The 14,214-nt window shown below is 66.5% G+C and carries 20 protein-coding genes; 4 read left to right on the top strand and 16 right to left on the bottom strand.

Going from position 1 to position 14,214, the window contains the following annotated elements:
• Window positions 1-61: 61 nt before the first annotated feature.
• From EV192_RS03570 to EV192_RS03525, 10 genes are all read right to left on the bottom strand, one after another.
• Window positions 62-1,570, bottom strand: coding sequence for a phage major capsid protein (locus tag EV192_RS03570; RefSeq protein ID WP_132111019.1), 1,509 nt, complete (start codon window positions 1,568-1,570; stop codon window positions 62-64).
• Between the two features lie 132 nt (window positions 1,571-1,702).
• Window positions 1,703-2,566 (bottom strand): HK97 family phage prohead protease, encoded by an 864-nt coding sequence (locus EV192_RS03565; RefSeq protein ID WP_132111017.1) that lies wholly within the window; start codon window positions 2,564-2,566, stop codon window positions 1,703-1,705.
• Window positions 2,563-3,753 carry a phage portal protein gene (locus tag EV192_RS03560; RefSeq protein WP_132111015.1) on the bottom strand — a complete coding sequence of 397 codons (1,191 nt, stop codon included), beginning with the start codon at window positions 3,751-3,753 and terminating at the stop codon, window positions 2,563-2,565. The genes EV192_RS03565 and EV192_RS03560 overlap by 4 nt, the downstream gene beginning before the upstream one ends.
• Window positions 3,750-3,989, bottom strand: coding sequence for a hypothetical protein (locus tag EV192_RS03555; protein WP_132111013.1), 240 nt, complete (start codon window positions 3,987-3,989; stop codon window positions 3,750-3,752). The genes EV192_RS03560 and EV192_RS03555 overlap by 4 nt, the downstream gene beginning before the upstream one ends.
• A gap of 11 nt (window positions 3,990-4,000) precedes the next feature.
• Window positions 4,001-5,596 carry a terminase gene (locus EV192_RS03550; RefSeq protein ID WP_132111011.1) on the bottom strand — a complete coding sequence of 532 codons (1,596 nt, stop codon included), beginning with the start codon at window positions 5,594-5,596 and terminating at the stop codon, window positions 4,001-4,003.
• Window positions 5,580-6,152 (bottom strand): hypothetical protein, encoded by a 573-nt coding sequence (locus EV192_RS54570; RefSeq protein ID WP_207925870.1) that lies wholly within the window; start codon window positions 6,150-6,152, stop codon window positions 5,580-5,582. Before EV192_RS54570 ends, EV192_RS03550 begins: the two co-directional genes overlap by 17 nt.
• A 104-nt stretch (window positions 6,153-6,256) precedes the next feature.
• The gene (locus tag EV192_RS55480; RefSeq protein ID WP_243726605.1) at window positions 6,257-6,571 is read right to left on the bottom strand and encodes a hypothetical protein; all 315 of its coding nucleotides are present in this window, start codon (window positions 6,569-6,571) and stop codon (window positions 6,257-6,259) included.
• Window positions 6,562-6,801, bottom strand: a complete 240-nt coding sequence (locus EV192_RS03535) for a hypothetical protein (RefSeq protein ID WP_132111009.1) — start codon at window positions 6,799-6,801, stop codon at window positions 6,562-6,564. The genes EV192_RS55480 and EV192_RS03535 overlap by 10 nt, the downstream gene beginning before the upstream one ends.
• Window positions 6,802-6,932: 131 nt before the next feature.
• Entirely contained in the window at window positions 6,933-7,442 is a 510-nt protein-coding gene (locus tag EV192_RS03530) for a hypothetical protein (RefSeq protein ID WP_132111007.1), read from the bottom strand.
• Window positions 7,439-7,807: a PadR family transcriptional regulator gene (locus tag EV192_RS03525; protein WP_132111005.1), complete on the bottom strand. Its 369-nt coding sequence runs from the start codon at window positions 7,805-7,807 to the stop codon at window positions 7,439-7,441. Before EV192_RS03525 ends, EV192_RS03530 begins: the two co-directional genes overlap by 4 nt.
• Before the next feature lie 113 nt (window positions 7,808-7,920).
• On the opposite strand from EV192_RS03525, the gene EV192_RS53620 reads away from it, so the two are divergent.
• From EV192_RS53620 to EV192_RS03515, 3 genes are all read left to right on the top strand, one after another.
• Window positions 7,921-8,058, top strand: coding sequence for a hypothetical protein (locus EV192_RS53620; protein WP_165960192.1), 138 nt, complete (start codon window positions 7,921-7,923; stop codon window positions 8,056-8,058).
• 134 nt (window positions 8,059-8,192) lie between these two features.
• Complete coding sequence (locus EV192_RS03520; protein WP_132111003.1) at window positions 8,193-8,534, top strand: hypothetical protein; 342 nt, start codon at window positions 8,193-8,195, stop codon at window positions 8,532-8,534.
• A 71-nt stretch (window positions 8,535-8,605) separates the two neighbouring features.
• A complete protein-coding gene (locus EV192_RS03515) occupies window positions 8,606-8,842 on the top strand; it encodes a hypothetical protein (protein WP_132111001.1) in 237 nt (78 codons plus the stop codon).
• Window positions 8,843-8,854: 12 nt separating this feature from the next.
• Here the strand turns inward: EV192_RS03515 and EV192_RS03510 are convergent, their stop codons facing one another.
• The 3 genes from EV192_RS03510 to EV192_RS03500 all read right to left on the bottom strand — a co-directional run bounded on the left by EV192_RS03510 (window position 8,855) and on the right by EV192_RS03500 (window position 10,123).
• The gene (locus EV192_RS03510) at window positions 8,855-9,109 is read right to left on the bottom strand and encodes a hypothetical protein (RefSeq protein ID WP_132110999.1); all 255 of its coding nucleotides are present in this window, start codon (window positions 9,107-9,109) and stop codon (window positions 8,855-8,857) included.
• A gap of 133 nt (window positions 9,110-9,242) precedes the next feature.
• The gene (locus EV192_RS03505) at window positions 9,243-9,566 is read right to left on the bottom strand and encodes a hypothetical protein (protein ID WP_243726604.1); all 324 of its coding nucleotides are present in this window, start codon (window positions 9,564-9,566) and stop codon (window positions 9,243-9,245) included.
• 209 nt (window positions 9,567-9,775) lie between these two features.
• Window positions 9,776-10,123 carry a hypothetical protein gene (locus EV192_RS03500; RefSeq protein ID WP_132110995.1) on the bottom strand — a complete coding sequence of 116 codons (348 nt, stop codon included), beginning with the start codon at window positions 10,121-10,123 and terminating at the stop codon, window positions 9,776-9,778.
• A 492-nt stretch (window positions 10,124-10,615) separates the two neighbouring features.
• Between EV192_RS03500 and EV192_RS03495 the strand changes: the two genes are divergently transcribed.
• A complete protein-coding gene (locus EV192_RS03495) occupies window positions 10,616-11,614 on the top strand; it encodes a pentapeptide repeat-containing protein (RefSeq protein WP_207925869.1) in 999 nt (332 codons plus the stop codon).
• A gap of 161 nt (window positions 11,615-11,775) precedes the next feature.
• Here the strand turns inward: EV192_RS03495 and EV192_RS03490 are convergent, their stop codons facing one another.
• The 3 genes from EV192_RS03490 to EV192_RS03480 all read right to left on the bottom strand — a co-directional run bounded on the left by EV192_RS03490 (window position 11,776) and on the right by EV192_RS03480 (window position 14,178).
• Window positions 11,776-12,753 carry a hypothetical protein gene (locus tag EV192_RS03490; protein WP_132110991.1) on the bottom strand — a complete coding sequence of 326 codons (978 nt, stop codon included), beginning with the start codon at window positions 12,751-12,753 and terminating at the stop codon, window positions 11,776-11,778.
• A 106-nt stretch (window positions 12,754-12,859) separates the two neighbouring features.
• A complete protein-coding gene (locus EV192_RS03485; RefSeq protein WP_132110989.1) occupies window positions 12,860-13,081 on the bottom strand; it encodes a zinc finger domain-containing protein in 222 nt (73 codons plus the stop codon).
• Between the two features lie 5 nt (window positions 13,082-13,086).
• Window positions 13,087-14,178: an HNH endonuclease gene (locus EV192_RS03480; RefSeq protein WP_132110987.1), complete on the bottom strand. Its 1,092-nt coding sequence runs from the start codon at window positions 14,176-14,178 to the stop codon at window positions 13,087-13,089.
• Between the last annotated feature and the right edge of the window lie 36 nt (window positions 14,179-14,214).

Below are 14,214 nucleotides of genomic sequence, written 5' to 3'. Positions count from 1 at the left end.
GACAGGGGTTGGTGGGCCGGCGACCCTGGTGGATCGCCGGCCCGGTATCAACTGGGGTAGATCAATAGCCGGCCGGGGCGAGCAGGCCGGTGCCCTTGAGGATGGAGATCTGCTCCGGTCGCCGGTCCGCCATGAACGCGACGTACTCGTAGACCTGGAACCGGACCTGCAGCGTGCCGGACAGGACTTCCTGCAGCACGCGGGTCCGCTTGGCGCCTTCCCACAGGTACATGTCCGAGGTGCGAGCGTTGAACATCCATTCCTCGTTGGTGCCGGCGCCGAGGTTGTTCGGGATGTTGCCGTCGGCGATCAGCGGGAACTGCAGGATTCGGCCGACCGGGCCTTCCACGTCGCCGCCGGTCTGCAGCGCCATCGGGTTGAACGGGGCGTTGGTCTCCGGGGTGATCAGCGGCCGGTTCTGCGAGTCCAGGTAGGACGCCATCCAGAACCACCGCGACGGGGTGAGGAACATCGCCGAGGGCATCATCTTGCGGTTCTTCGCCGAGAGCGACAGTCCTTGCATGAGGAAGGGCCATAGCTCGGCCAGTGTCGGCGTCGCGTCGGTGTAAGTCACCGTGTTGACCCCGGCGACCTGGAACAGGCCCTTGAGCTGTCCGGCGGCGCCGCTGCCGTTGATGCCCTGGATGTCCAGGCGCATGTTCAGGTCCGAGATCAGGTCGGTGAACAGGATCTCGTCGAACCCGACCGGCGACTGGTCCAGCAGCTGCAGGGCGACGTCCTGTTGGCCGGCGATGGTGCGGACCGGTGCGGTGATGAACGTGTCGGTGGCGTCCTGGGAGGTCACGGCCGCGGCGTCGGCGGTCTGCATCCCGGTGGCCGTGCCGGTCGCGATCTTCGGCACGTTCACCGAGTCCGTGCCGGACGGCAGGTCCATGTTGCGGACCGTGTTCATGAACGCGCGGCCGAAGCGGGGCAGGTCGACATACTCATCCACCAGCCACAGGGGCGGAACGAAGTAGCCGCCCTGGCCGTCGACCCGGTTGGGGTTGACGCGCTTTTCGAACCCGGACTCCGCGCGGAGGTTCTTCTCCTCACTGTCCAGGTTCTCCAGCTGCTTGCGGGCGCGGTCTGCCCGCCGCTTCTCCCTGGCCGGCAGCTCGACGTCCATCTCCTTGCCGTGCCGCTGCAGCCGTTCCTGGGCGGCCGTGACACCGCCGTCGGCGTCGCCGCGGCGCAGGTCGACGCGAGCCAGATCCAGGAAATAGGAGTGCTTGCTGCCGCGGTGGTAGGTGGTCGGCTCGGAGGTAACCCGGGCTGACACGGCCGGGTTGCGCTGCTCGCCGGTCTGGCCAAGCTCGGCGCGCAGCTGGTCGACGCGCTGGCTGCGTTCCTCGATCTCGGTCACCTCGGCGATGCGGGCATCCAGGGCCTGGATCTCGGTGTCCTTGGCTTTGATCGCGTCGCGCTTCTCGCTGAACGCCGTGTCTTCCTCGGCGGTCAGGTTGCGCTTGTCGGTGGTGGGGGCCACGAGGATCTGGTCCAGGTCGGACTTCAGCGTGGCCCGTGCCTCCAGCAGCTGCTGCAGCTGCTGGCGAAGGAACTCCAACACGGAGTTCTCCCTCCTGATGAGTGACGGGTGGGGTCACGCCTGCGTGCCGTCGGGTGGCGGCTCCCGGGTGGCGGCGCACAACGGGGGTGCGCTCCGGCGCGGGGCTCCGGCGCGTGCGGTGCTGCAGGGTGGTTACCGGTCCAGGGCTTGCGCCTGGGCCAGGTACAGCGCCAGCGGCGCCGTTTCCCGCTGCTGGGCGGGACGTTGCGGCTGCGCGAGCAGCGAGTACACCGACGACTCGGCCGGCTCGGGGGCGGTGTCGTCAGGCTGGGCGAGGCCGAGCAGCTCGGCGAGCGCGGCCTTGGCCTCGGTGTCCGCGTCGTCGGCGGTGGCGACCAGGCCGAGCACCCGGTACAGCTGCCCGATCGTCGCGGCCGTGAGGGTGGTGCCGGCGCGCTGCAGCAGCACCGAGCGGGCGACCTCGGCGAACCGGCTGGACCGCGACAGCGCCGGCACCTGCAGGGCGCGCATGGCCTGCACCGAGGTGGCCGGGTTGGCGCCGAAGTTCACCACGGACACGTCGCCGCGGTGGATGTCGACTTCGAGGATGTCGCGCTGGTCGTAGTCCGGCGACCACTGCTGACGCAGCACCCGGAACGCGAAGGACATCTCGTCGACGTTGCCGTCCTCGATCGCGGTGACCATGTCGCGCACGTCGGTGCGGGCGGTGTTCACCTCGGCGGTCATGTGCAGCCCGGTAGAGTCCTCGGCCAGGCGCAGCGTGCCGGCCCGGGTGTAGGCCATGGACAGGCCGCCGTGGTTGAGCAGCAGCTGAGTGGCCGGGTTTTCCGACAGGGTCTTGGTGAACGCGCCCAGGCGGACAATCTCGCCGTACGGGCCGAGCCAGTCCCACATCTCGTAGACCTGCTCGGTGACCGAGGCATAGCCGTCCAGCTTGACCGTTCCGCCGGCCTGCTGGCGAACTTCGAGCTGGACCGGGTAGGCGCGCCGCTCCGTGCCACCCGTGAGCGCGGCGCGGTCCTGTTTCGTCTTCACGACTGGTGCCCTCCCTCACTCATGTCCGGGGCCGGGGCGGCGCTCGGCGGGTTGGGTTCCTCGCCCCAGGGCACCGGGCCGAGTTCCTCCAGCGCGCGGACTTCGTTGACGGTCTCGAACCGGTTGCGCAGCGCGATCTCGTGCGCCCGGAAGCGGGTGAGCAGGTCGGTCTTCAGCAGCGCGCCGCGGTTGAACTTCACCTCGCGCGGCTTGGGCAGCAGCGCGGACAGCACGCGTTCGACCCGCACCAGCCACGGGTCGGCCGCGTAGGTGAGCAGGTCCAGGCTGCGCTGCTCAATGTTCTGGTAGGTCAGCGAGTTGTTCCCGGTGCTGTAGCCGAACACCTGGGCGAAGCCGGGTCCGAAGATGTTGCAGCACTCGGCCGAGGTGTAGTTGTTGGTCTCCAGGAACTGTGACTCGTTCGGCGCGACCTGGATAGCGTCGAACTTCCAGCCCTTGCCCAACACCACCGGTTCGCGGGTGCCGCGCACGGCCGCGAGGAACCGGGCTTTCGCGGTGTCGGCCTGGGCCTTGTTCTTCAGGTCCAGTTCGTCGTTGGACAGGATGCCGGATGGGTGCGCGCCGTCGCGGAACCACTGCGATCCGAACTGCAGGCTGCTGATGCCCAACCCGATGGTCAGCGCGTGCAGCTCGATCGGGGAGAGCCCGAGCGTCCGGCCGGGCATCGGGTGTACTCGCCGATGCCACATCCGGTCGGCCTTGACTTCCTGGTTGTTGACGTACCAGGTGAGCGTGCCGTCCACCGGGTCACGTCGCAGCCGGACCTCGTCCGGGTGCTGCAGCACGATCTGTGTCGGTGTGCCCCGGATCGGGTCGCGGTCCAGCACGGTGCCGAAGTCGTTGCCGCGCAGCATGGCCGAGAACACGTACTGGTAGAGCCAGTCGCCCAGGCCGTGCCCTGTGCCGTCCAGATCGGCCATCCACGCGGGCATCGGGACCGGTTTGCGGTCGGCGTCCTGTCCGGTGTAGACGTCGACCGGCAGGATCTCCGCGATCGTCGCGACCAGGTTCACGCACGACCACACGGCGATCTTCTGCAGGCTCGCCTCGGTACGCGACAAATCCAGCGACCCGCCGTAAGTGCCGCCGGCCTGTGAGTTGGGCGGGATCGGCGGGTTGATGAACTGAAACTGGCGCTGTTCGCGTCGGCCGAGTACGTAGCTCACTCGCGATCACCTGCCCGTGTCCGCCGCTCGTCGGCCACCCGACCGGCGATCACGTCCACCAGCACCAGGGTGCCGGCGGTGATGAACCCGGCCGGGACGTAGACCAGGCCGGCGCCGTAGGACACCAGCAGCAGCCCGATCAGCGCCGGGGCCGCGCGCAGCAGCAGCCCGGCCGGCCGCGCACACGCCAACGCCAACCGTTGGGCGCGCTGGCCTGCCGAAGGCAACCGGTCCACGCGACCCCCTTTCACCAGATGTTGTCCAGCGGGTCGTAGTCCTCGACGGCCGCCAGGTGCTGAAACTTCAGGTAGGCCGCCAACGCCAACGCGGTCCCGCACAGTGGGGAGATGTCCGCGCTGGACACCTTGCGGCCGAAGGCGATCGCGCCGTCGCCCAGTGGCCGGGTCTTCGCGCCGGCGACCGCGGCCGCCATCGGTGGCTGCCCGAGATGGACCAGGCCGCCGGTGCGCACCCGGGTGGTCAGCGCGCCGCACGCGGCGCCGACGTCTTGTGTGGTCGGGATCCACAGGCCGCCGCGCGGGAACTTCTCGTCCGGCGCGTGCCGCACGATCCCGGCTCGCTTGAGCGGCTCGATCAGCTCGCCCGTGCGGGAGGCCGCGTCCAGGATCCAGGCCACCGGGCTGAGCGACTTCGCCAACTCCTCGCAGTAGGCGGGCACCCAGCTGGTTCCCGGTCCGTGCTTGAGCAGGACCACCAGCGGATGACCGTCCGGGCCGTCGCCGACCGCGACGATGGCGGTGTGGCTGGCCATCGGGGTGGTGTCGATCGCGATGGCGATCGCGTCCCCGGCGGCCTTGGCTTGGGCGTCGGCCAGCAGCTCCCACTCGGCCGCGGTCGGGACGTTCGGGTCGGTCTCGATCTCGTCGTCCTCGCGGACGATGTTGCGGTACGCGCGGTCGAACTCGGCCAGCTGGGCCGGCGTGGTGGCCTTGGTCAGCTCGGTCTCGATGATCGGGATGGTGACCGTGTGTCGCCAGTCCGGCGAGCACCGGCACACCAGGTCCGGACACAGCGCCGGCATGCACGCCAACCAGGCCGTTGGATCGGCCCGGTCGGAATCGTGCGGGGCCGACCAGTCGAAGTAGGCCACCCGCGTATGCGCGCCGGACTCGACCATCTCCCGACCGGCTTTGACCGCTTCGTTCATCGGGACCGACTTGCTGGTCCCCATGGTGGAAAACCAGTACTGCTGGGCGTCCGGCACGGTGATCATGGCCGGCGACCAGGCCGCCGAGATCCGGTAGTCGACCTGGGCGAAGTACTCATCGGCCACCGCCAGGTGCAGGGTGTTGCCGTGCCCGGCCCGTTCGGTGTTGGCGTGCAACGTGAACAGGCTCTGGGTCTTGCGCCAGATGATCGCCTCACGGCCGTTGGCCTTGCGCACCCGGCCCTTGTGGCTGGGCAACAGCTTCTCGCCCTCGGCCGGCAGGTAGCCGGCCGCGGCCAGGATCGGCAGCTGGTCGTCCTCCCACTTCTGCCGCGCCGCGGTGCCGTTCTGGGCCGCGTACACGATCTTCTGCCGCTGCCACGCCAACCCGCGATGAGTGGCGAGCGACAGAATCCCGGTGGTCTTACCGGACTGGCGCGGCACGGTGCAGCCGATGTCGCGGTAGACGAACAGGCCGGTGTACCGGTCGATCTCCAGCGCGGTGTCGAACACGTACCGCTGCCAGGGCATGAACGGCGCGCCGAGCCGCGCTGAGATCCGGGCGACCTTCGGGCCGAGCGTGGGGTTCTCGACGTTGCGCAGGGTGGCGAACCTGGGCGGGCAGGTCAGTCCGTAGTGGGCATACACCGCCGCGCGGTCATTCGGGTTCGGCAAGGTCGTCGTCTTCGTCGTCGTCCGGCAGGTCGCCGGCCGGTGCGCTGGCCAGGATCTGCTCGAGCGTCGCGCGCAGCTCCCGGGTCAGCCGCGGCAGCATCCGCCCGCCCTCACCGCCGCCGGAGTCGATCGCCTCGGCCAGCACGTAGGCCGTTTCCGCCAGCGACGGGTCCACCCCGGCCAGATCTCCCAACGCGTCGATGTCCTCGCGCACACGCCGCTGCAGGGTGCCCGTACGGGCCGTACAGCGCGGACACTGGGCCGGGGTGTCGCCGGTGAACACGACGGCCTGCTCGCCCAGCAGCGCCACCGGCGGCACACCGATCGTGGCGGCCAGGAACACCAGCTCGTCCAGGGTGATCTCCCGGCGCCGGCCGCCGGCCGAGCGTCGACCGGTCTCCAGCGCGCCGACCACGGTCGCGGTGAACGTGGCCGGCGCGCCGTGCTCCCACGCGGCCTCGGCGAACTCCGCCCGGGTGATGCCTTCGCGCTTGCGGAACGCAGTGATCGCAGCGCTTGCCACGCTGGTCATCACCGTGATCCGATCGGTCGTCACCGTGATCACCTCCAGCGGTTCCCGGCCTCTCGGGGAGAGAAAATTTTGGAGCCTGACAGCGGGGTATCCGGCGCCTGACCTCTAAAAATCCATCCCGTTCGTGATCAACTTGTCGGCCAGTCGTGCGAGGTCCACGCTGACAACGCCATCGGCCGGTTGCCCTGCGAAGAGTTGCACCGCCGGTGCGCCGGCCGGGCCCGCTCCAGATCCAGCAGCGACCCACCCAGCGACAGCGGATCCAGGTGATGCACCGTGAACCCGGCCGGATGGTTGACCGGCAGGCCAAGATCAATCGCCAGTTTGCCGAACTTGCACGCCGTACCGAAGCAACACACCGGGCCGTAGGTCTCCAACACCAACCGCCGAAACCGCCGCCATCTGCTGCCCGACCGCCGCACCCGACCGCCGCTCACAGCCACGGCGTCAGGATGTGCAGCCCGAACCACCCGAGCAGCCCGGCGAACAACGCGCGAGCCCACCACCGGCGCGGCGCCGGCGGCTGGATCCCCAGCCACTTGCGCAGCGTCGCCGACAAGGTCGCGCGCTCACCCTGGCCCGGATGCTCGGTCACCAACGAGGTGATCTCCAGCGTGCCGAACCCGACCGTCGCGGCAGATACGAAGATCCCCCACACCAGATCCCAATCCATGGCGTCTCCTCCCCGAACACGACGAACCCCCGCACCCGAAGGGGTGGTGCGGGGGTTCGCTGGAGACAAGTCAACTAGGTTGACCGACCATAGCGTCCGACTTCGATCACCGCAAGTCGCCACCGGTCGGCTCACGTACGAGGACGATCACCCCTCCGTTTCAGATACGCCCGCTTGCGCCGCCGTCGCACGAGCTTGACTGTGAAACCCCAGACGACGAAGAAGAGGGCAAAGCCTATGAAGCCGGGGGGCCTAAGCACTACAGCCTGGCGGTCAATATTGGCGGACAGGACGACACCCGCCAGTGAAATCAACACGCCGAAACCGCTAAGGAGAGCGACGGAACGGTCCGACCATTTCCAAGGCAAAACGATTCGCCTGCTCTTAGCAAGTCGTTTCACGCCTGCTGGCATCGCGGCCACAAGGAAGATCAATGCCGTGAGCAGCTTGAACAACTTGCCAGGACGCGTCCCGATGAGTCCCACGAGCTCGGCGAGACGCACTTCACGCCGCTCTCCATCCGGATAGCGGAGCCGCGCCGCTGCCCGAACGACACGTTCCGCACACCACGAGGACACGTCAGACACTTCGTTGGCGATCAGGCCGAGAACGACTGCGACCACAATCTGCCAAAAGGTCACCGAGCACCGCCCAGTTTGCACACGCCAATGACCAGTTGAACCCAACCGAGCTTACGCGGTAGGGCGGCGGATCGGACAGGGCGACGCGCGTGAAGCAATTGCTCGGCATCCAAAGCCCCCTCGCCCGTCAACCGGTAGAAGCGGCGGGCCGGTTTCCCAGGGTTGTCGAGATTGCGGTCCTCGAACTGGCCGGTGATCCACTTCATGTCTTCCAGCTTGTCTAGCACACCGTAGACAGTCGGGCCGAGTCGTTTGGTCACGTGCATGATCTCGTAGCCGTGCACTCCTCGACCCTCGCACGTGGCTTCTACCAGCACTTCGAGGACATCGAGCAAGGGCTCGGTGACCCTTCGGAGCTTGTCCATGACCCTTATCTTACATATGTCAGATAAGACTGTCACTCACCCCCTGCCCACGAGCAGGCCCGCAGTACCATGGACGACCACACGTGACGCGCCAGCCCGTCAGGAGCAGGAACATGTCAGACAAGGTCAAGCGTGTCGAGCACGACGGCGAAGTCACCATGATCAATCTCGACAACGGCGCGTCCCGTACCGAGCTCGTGGATGTCGCGGACTGGTTCGAGTCACTGCCGATAGACCTTCTCGACAAGTAACCGTCCACACGGGAACCTGCGCCGAGAACGCGAAACCTTTTGTGCCGCAAGGACTTGATCTCCACATGAAAGCTATGTAATATCTTTCTTGTCCGGGTTGGCCGGACAGCACAATTACAGAGTGGAGGCACTGAGTGTCCGACGACGACCGGCCATACACATGGCTGGACACGTTACCGCCGGAGAGGCTCGCGCAACTCGTTGCGTGGTACGACGAATCTCCTCCAGCGTTTCGGAAGGCGTGCGAGAACTTCGCCGAGGCATTGCTCCCTGGCGAGACCGATCCTCGTTTGCCCCTCTGGCTGGCGGTTGTGGACCGAGCACTCTTTTCGCTCGGCTACCACGAGGCGGTACTGCCCAAGCACACGTTGGTAGACCTCTACGCCCTAGGCGCGTCACCTCACACAGTCGTCAGTCTCGTGGACGATATGGTGGAGGCCGCTCGGGCGGAGATCGCCGACGAGGAACAGGGCTAGTCGGATAGCAGGGAGCGGGCAGTGTGTACCTGCCCGCTCCCGTGCCTCCCACGATGGGGAGAGAGTCAAGTATGTCCGAGGATCGCGTGCTGTTCCAAACGCACATCTCGGCAGAGGCCCGCGACCTGGCACGCAACGCGGTAGCCGGGATGCAGCAGCAAGTCAGCTCGGGCTACTCACTGCGCACGTTCGTCGAAGACGCCCTTCGTGCCCACGCCGGCCGGCTCGCGCAGGAGCACAACAGCGGCCAGCCCTGGGCCCGAGTCGACAGGATCCCGACCGGACGCCGGCCCGCGAACGAGGAATGAGCGATCGCGGTCTCACCGTGAGTTCTCGTGTTCTTGATCTGACGCATCGGGTGCCGCGCTGATGGCGGCCAGGACGTTGCGCCGGGCGATGCCTGCCGCATCGGCGAGCTGGTCGCCGGTCGCGCCGGCCTGGCGTGCGGCCGCCATAAGGGCGTTGCGCTCGGCGCGAGCCTGTTCGACCTTGGTTTCCAGGTCCGCGAGACGTTTCGCGGCAGCGCGAACCTTGGCCAGTTCGGCCCGAGGGGGCGGGGTCGGCTTGCGAGGCATGGGGACGCTCCTGCGGTATTCTGACGGTCTGGAGTTTCTTCCTTGGCCCCGGCGCGGTGCTAGCGCGTCGGGGCTTCTCCATGGAGGGGACTCCGGCCGGAGCGGCACCTGGCTGGTGCCGCCCCAGGGGTGGTTACCCGATGATCGCGCCGAGAGTCAGCGCGTCCAGCCGGTCTCGGACGGTGCGGACCTTGCAGACGGTGGTGTAGCGCACGTCTGCCCGGTTGCGCCGGCCTTTCCAGTTGTACCGAGCCATCACGGTGTAGACGCGAGCGCGGATCGTTTCCGATCCCCAGTTCTCACGCACCATGTCTGACTGCAGGTGCACCTGGACGATCATGTGGTGGTCCATGATCGCGACCATCAGGACGGCTTCCTTCGGCATCCGCCCTTCGTGTTGGTCGGTCTTGAGATCCGACAGGATCCGACCGGCCACACGGTAGAGATCTTCGCCCACGCTTTCGTGGTATCGGACCCCGTACCAGCGGTTATCCGATATGGACTCGTCCATTCCGGAGTTCCTTCCTCTATGGAGTTGATCCCCGAACGGGGGCGGTGCTAGCGCCCGATTGATGTTCGGGGCCGTCCCGGCGGGACCCCTCTATCATGGGATGTGACATCCCGCAAACGCAAGATGTTTTCTGGGATACGCGCATCACACTTTGGTTACTGGGTTCCGTTGCCGTCAGCCAACTCCCGGGCACGACGCTCCGCCAATGCCCGCGCACCGTCGCCTGTCACGGAGTATGCGGACACGTACCGCACCGACACCCCGAGCACCGACGCCTCCAGGGCCGCGGCCTCCTCGTCGACCACCACCCGGTCGGCCGGTGATTCATCACCGGGCAACAACAGCCGCGACGCGCCAGCCAGCCGGACCGGCTGCTCAACCCGGTCCACACGTCCGTCGACCACCACCGCGCGACACGTCCAGGTGTGCACCACGGTGCAACCGTCGTCCGGCCCGAGAACCAACACAGGCTCGGCGTGATGCCCGTCCCCGAGTTCAGCCACCACCCCTAGCGCAACATCACGGTTGGGGATCACGACAAGGGTCTCTGCTACGCCTTCCGGGCCAACACGCACAACGGCCCACATCTCGCTGGTCACCGCGCCACCTTTCCATAGCCTGAGAACGCACGCGCTGCGGTGAGACCAGCCGCCGACAGCAACTGGCCACGTTAGAACCAGACACACGTCGGATCGACCCGAGACCACGAGTGCCTGGATGTCCGTTTCTGTGAAACGTTACGGAACGTATGCCAAGCGAAGCGTGACGAAGTGGTTCCAAGCCGCGACTATCGGTAAATGCGACGTGGTGTAGTTGCGCCGGCAGCTATTGGCGTACTGCTGCTAGCGGGTGGCTTGCTGGCCACGACCGGTTGGGTGGACTGGCCGGGCCTTTCGCAGTGGCTATGGCATCGTGTGGGCTGGCGGCAGTTGGTTTTCGCACTGGCGTGTGGCCTGCTTACCACTGCACTGGTCCGGAAAATCCGGCCAAAACACATGCGTACGTCCCAGGCGTTGAGTTGGTGGATAGTTGCGCTGGGAGGAGCGGTCGTTGCCGGGGTCACGTGGGGTGCCACGGCGTGGCTGCTAGAGGAAGCTAACCAGGCCAAAGACCCTGCTGCTGCTCGAGTGGAGGCAGTCAAGACCGGGTTGGGTATCGGTGCGGGCACCGGTGGGGTTTTCGCGCTGTTGCTCGCGGTACGCCGGCAATGGCACCAGGAAGTTTCTGCGGCGGCCACCGAACTGGATGCCGCTGAGAAGCGTGTCACCGAGTTGTACACCAAGGCCGTTGAACAACTAGGCTCCGACAAGGCCCCTGTGCGTCTCGGTGGCCTTTATGCCCTTGAGCGAGTCGGGCAGAATAATCCTGGACAGCGACAGACGATTGTAAACGTGTTGTGCGCCTATTTGCGTATGCCCTACGAGCGACCAGGCGAACCGCCAGACCGGTCGACCGCTCACGACGCCGTGGTCAAGGACTATCGGATGGGAGTCCAAGAGCGTGAGGTTCGGCTGACCGTCCAGAAGCTTCTCGCAGCGCATCTCACACCCGGCGACGAGCGGGATATATTCGGCACATTCTGGAAGGACATCGACCTCGACTTGAATGGAACCCTCCTCATTGACTTCGATCTCCATCTCTGCAGGGTGAACAGAGTCATATTTAAGGAGGCAGTGTTCGCGGGCGATGCTTCCTTTCGCGGCACGACATTCACCGGGGACGCCAACTTCGCCGCAGCTAAGTTCAAGAGGAGCGCGGATTTCACGGAGGCGAACTTCACCAAGCACGCAGGGTTCCGCAGAGCGACGTTCACCGGACACGCGTTGTTCAATCGAGCAAGGTTCACCGGATTCGCTGGGTTCGTCGACGCGACGTTCAGCGGATACGCGTCGTTCAGGCAGGCGACGTTCACCGGGGGGATCCACGCGCTCAAGCACTCGACGTTCGCGGAAGAGCCGCAGTTCGCCGGGGCGCGGTTCCCGCACGAAGATTAGGTCCGCCCAAAAATGCAGACAGTTGATTGTGGGCCGAACGCCACTGACTCCTTATTAACGACACAGTCGCACGATGGGTCAGAAATGAAACAGACGCTCGCGTTGACCGAAGGTCATGATGCAGAATGCGTTGATGTCAAAGTAAGCATCGGACGAGGTGCTCATTTGTCCAGCCGGGTTCGACGGTGTTTGCTGTTCAGGACGTCGACCACATCGGCCACCAGGTACAGCGGGCTCGGATAGTCCTGTTCGACCATAGGCCGAACCCGCCAGCCGTACCGGTCGTCCTGCTCACGCAACGGACCGATGAACTCCGGGTCGACCACGTATGCGGTCAGCCGGCCGCGGGCCCGGTAGTTGCGCAACATTGACATGGTCAACCGGTATCCGTGTCGAGCCACTGCGGCGATCACCAGGGCGGGCGGCAGGTACTGGTGATCGACGGCGTCGGAAAGCCAGGCCCGCCGATCCCGTACCGACCAGTTCGCACCGCAGCCGCGACAGCTGACCGAGTCCTGATCCTCCGACGCGAACAGGTCAACCTCGCACAGTTGGCCTTCGAGTTCGGCCGAGCACATCCCGATGTACTCGCGGGCCGGCGGGCGGTCGATCACTTTCATGGCCGCCCGGTAGGCGTTGATCACCTGGCCGTGCAGATCCTCGGCGGCCGGGTGGGTGCGGATCCATGTTGTGTGTCCCAGCAGCCACCGCGCCAGTCCGGCCGTGGTGGTATCGATGTCGCCGAGTTGCTCGACGCGCAAGTCCCACCGGCCGGTGCACTCGGGGACGGCGTGTTGTTGTTCGCCGCCGAACCACTGGGCGTCGCACGTCTCGCACGCGAGCCACCGGGCCGCGTGCATGTCCCACAGTTCACGCACCCAGGAGTAGAGCACGGTGGGCAACTGATCGGCGATCGCGGCCGCCGCTGGACGGATCGGCAATGCCCGCTCGGACCAACCCTTCACCCTGCCGATCGGCGCGCCAGTGAACTTCGTCCGGCCGGTGCGGGTGAGCTCAAGGTCCTCGGCGAGCCAGTCAGCGACGTCGGTCAACGCCCCGCGCAGCTGTGTCCAGCAGGCCAAGCACATCGTGGTCTCGCTCGGTCGCTGGCACGACGCGATCACACAGGTGCTGGTCACCCGAACAACCTCGCCGTCAACCACGCCAGCGAGCCGCCGTACGCGGCTCTGATAGCCCGCCGGGTGGCTTGAGCGACCTCAGGCGGTTCGGCTCGGTCGATAGCGATCACGACGGATCCTTTGCGGCTTGGGCTCGGCGTAGCCGGCTGGTGTGGTCCATGTGCTTGAGCGGTTCGCCGATGCGGTTGACGCACGGCTCGTCGGCGGGGCGGCCGCATCCGAGAGGCGGCTCGGGGCAGGGAACGGTCTGGGCGATCTCGCGCAACTGCTCCCGCTCGGCGTAGGTGCTGAGTCGGTACTCCTCGCGTTGACGCGGAGTCATGGACACGGGGCTCACCCACTTGGTGTGTCTGGCGGGGCAGGACTGCGGGACCGGCGGTGGTAGATGTCGGGGCTGTCGAGACCCCGGACGGGTTGGCCGAGGGCTCCGAGATGGCCATCAGGGCGGTCCCCGACCCGACCCGAGCCGAACCCTTCCGGGCGGTGATCCGGCACGTGATCTTGCTGGTTGTCCAGCGTTTCAGGGCGTGCTGGGCGGTCGTCTGGTGTGGACGAATCACCAACCGGATCACCGTGTTGATCACCGTCGTGATCACTGATATGTCGATGATCCGGCCGTGATTCGTCGGTGATCCGGTTGGTGATCGCGGATGTGATCCATGGTGGGTCGAACAGCGTCAGGCCGGCCTCGGTCCACTCCTGGATCTGGGCTTCGGTGGGCGGGTCGAGCAGCGTCATGTCGGCCTCGAACGGGGTGCGCCGGGCCTTGTGCTCGTTGCAGCTGGCGCACGTGGTCACGTAGTTCTCGGCGTCCGGCCCGGCCGGCAGGTCCGGGTCGACGTGGTCGCGCTGCAGCACCTTGCGGCGCTCGGCGGCCTTGCCGGCCTTCTCCGACAGCGGTCCGGAACGGCAGTAGCGGCAGAACCGGCCGTCGCGTTTGAGCAGCAGCGCACGCAGCTGAGGGTCGCGTGCGTCGTCCTTCTGGGCCTTGTTGCGGTCCTGTTCGACCTTGCTGGGATTGCGTTTCAAGAAACTGCAAATGCGGTACTCGTAGTTGTTCCGCCATGGTGGACTGGAGTCGACGCAGTTCTTGGCCGAGCACCGATCGCCCTGCCGATGCAGGAACGGCGGCCGCCCGCACACGGCGGTGGCCAACGCCTCCAGCTGCCACACCTCACCGCCGCAGCAGACCAGCGCGGCCTCCAGCGTGAGGTAACCGTCGTCCTTGTGTGCGGAGGTTTCCAAGGTCATCAGGTAGTAGGAGGCAATCAGCATCCGCCGGCGTGCTTCCAGCCGCGCCAGGTGTGTGCGGCGGCGGCTCTCGCTGAGTTCCAGTAGGTCCGGGCTGTCCGGATCGCCGTGCCGGGCCAACACAGCCCACCGCGGATCCCTGCCGAGGTTGTCCTCGTGCAGCGAGTAGGGCACCGGATTGTCATCCTTTCTGGACGGTCGATCGTGGAT

Source organism: Actinocrispum wychmicini, assembly GCF_004345645.1.
In the GTDB taxonomy this organism is placed as follows: domain Bacteria; phylum Actinomycetota; class Actinomycetes; order Mycobacteriales; family Pseudonocardiaceae; genus Kibdelosporangium; species Kibdelosporangium wychmicini.
The sequence above is the reverse complement of the archived record's forward strand: the minus strand, read 5'-3'. Positions and strand labels throughout refer to the sequence as shown.

Excerpts from the sequence above, each read along its gene's own strand:
- EV192_RS03535 (WP_132111009.1), bottom strand. The coding sequence starts at position 6,801 with ATGGATTGGGATCTGGTGTGGGGGATCTTCGTATCTGCCGCGACGGTC.
- EV192_RS03525 (WP_132111005.1), bottom strand. The coding sequence starts at position 7,807 with ATGGACAAGCTCCGAAGGGTCACCGAGCCCTTGCTCGATGTCCTCGAA.
- EV192_RS53620 (WP_165960192.1), top strand. The coding sequence starts at position 7,921 with ATGTCAGACAAGGTCAAGCGTGTCGAGCACGACGGCGAAGTCACCATG.
- EV192_RS03515 (WP_132111001.1), top strand. The coding sequence starts at position 8,606 with ATGTCCGAGGATCGCGTGCTGTTCCAAACGCACATCTCGGCAGAGGCC.
- EV192_RS03510 (WP_132110999.1), bottom strand. The coding sequence starts at position 9,109 with ATGCCTCGCAAGCCGACCCCGCCCCCTCGGGCCGAACTGGCCAAGGTT.
- EV192_RS03495 (WP_207925869.1), top strand. The coding sequence starts at position 10,616 with ATGCGTACGTCCCAGGCGTTGAGTTGGTGGATAGTTGCGCTGGGAGGA.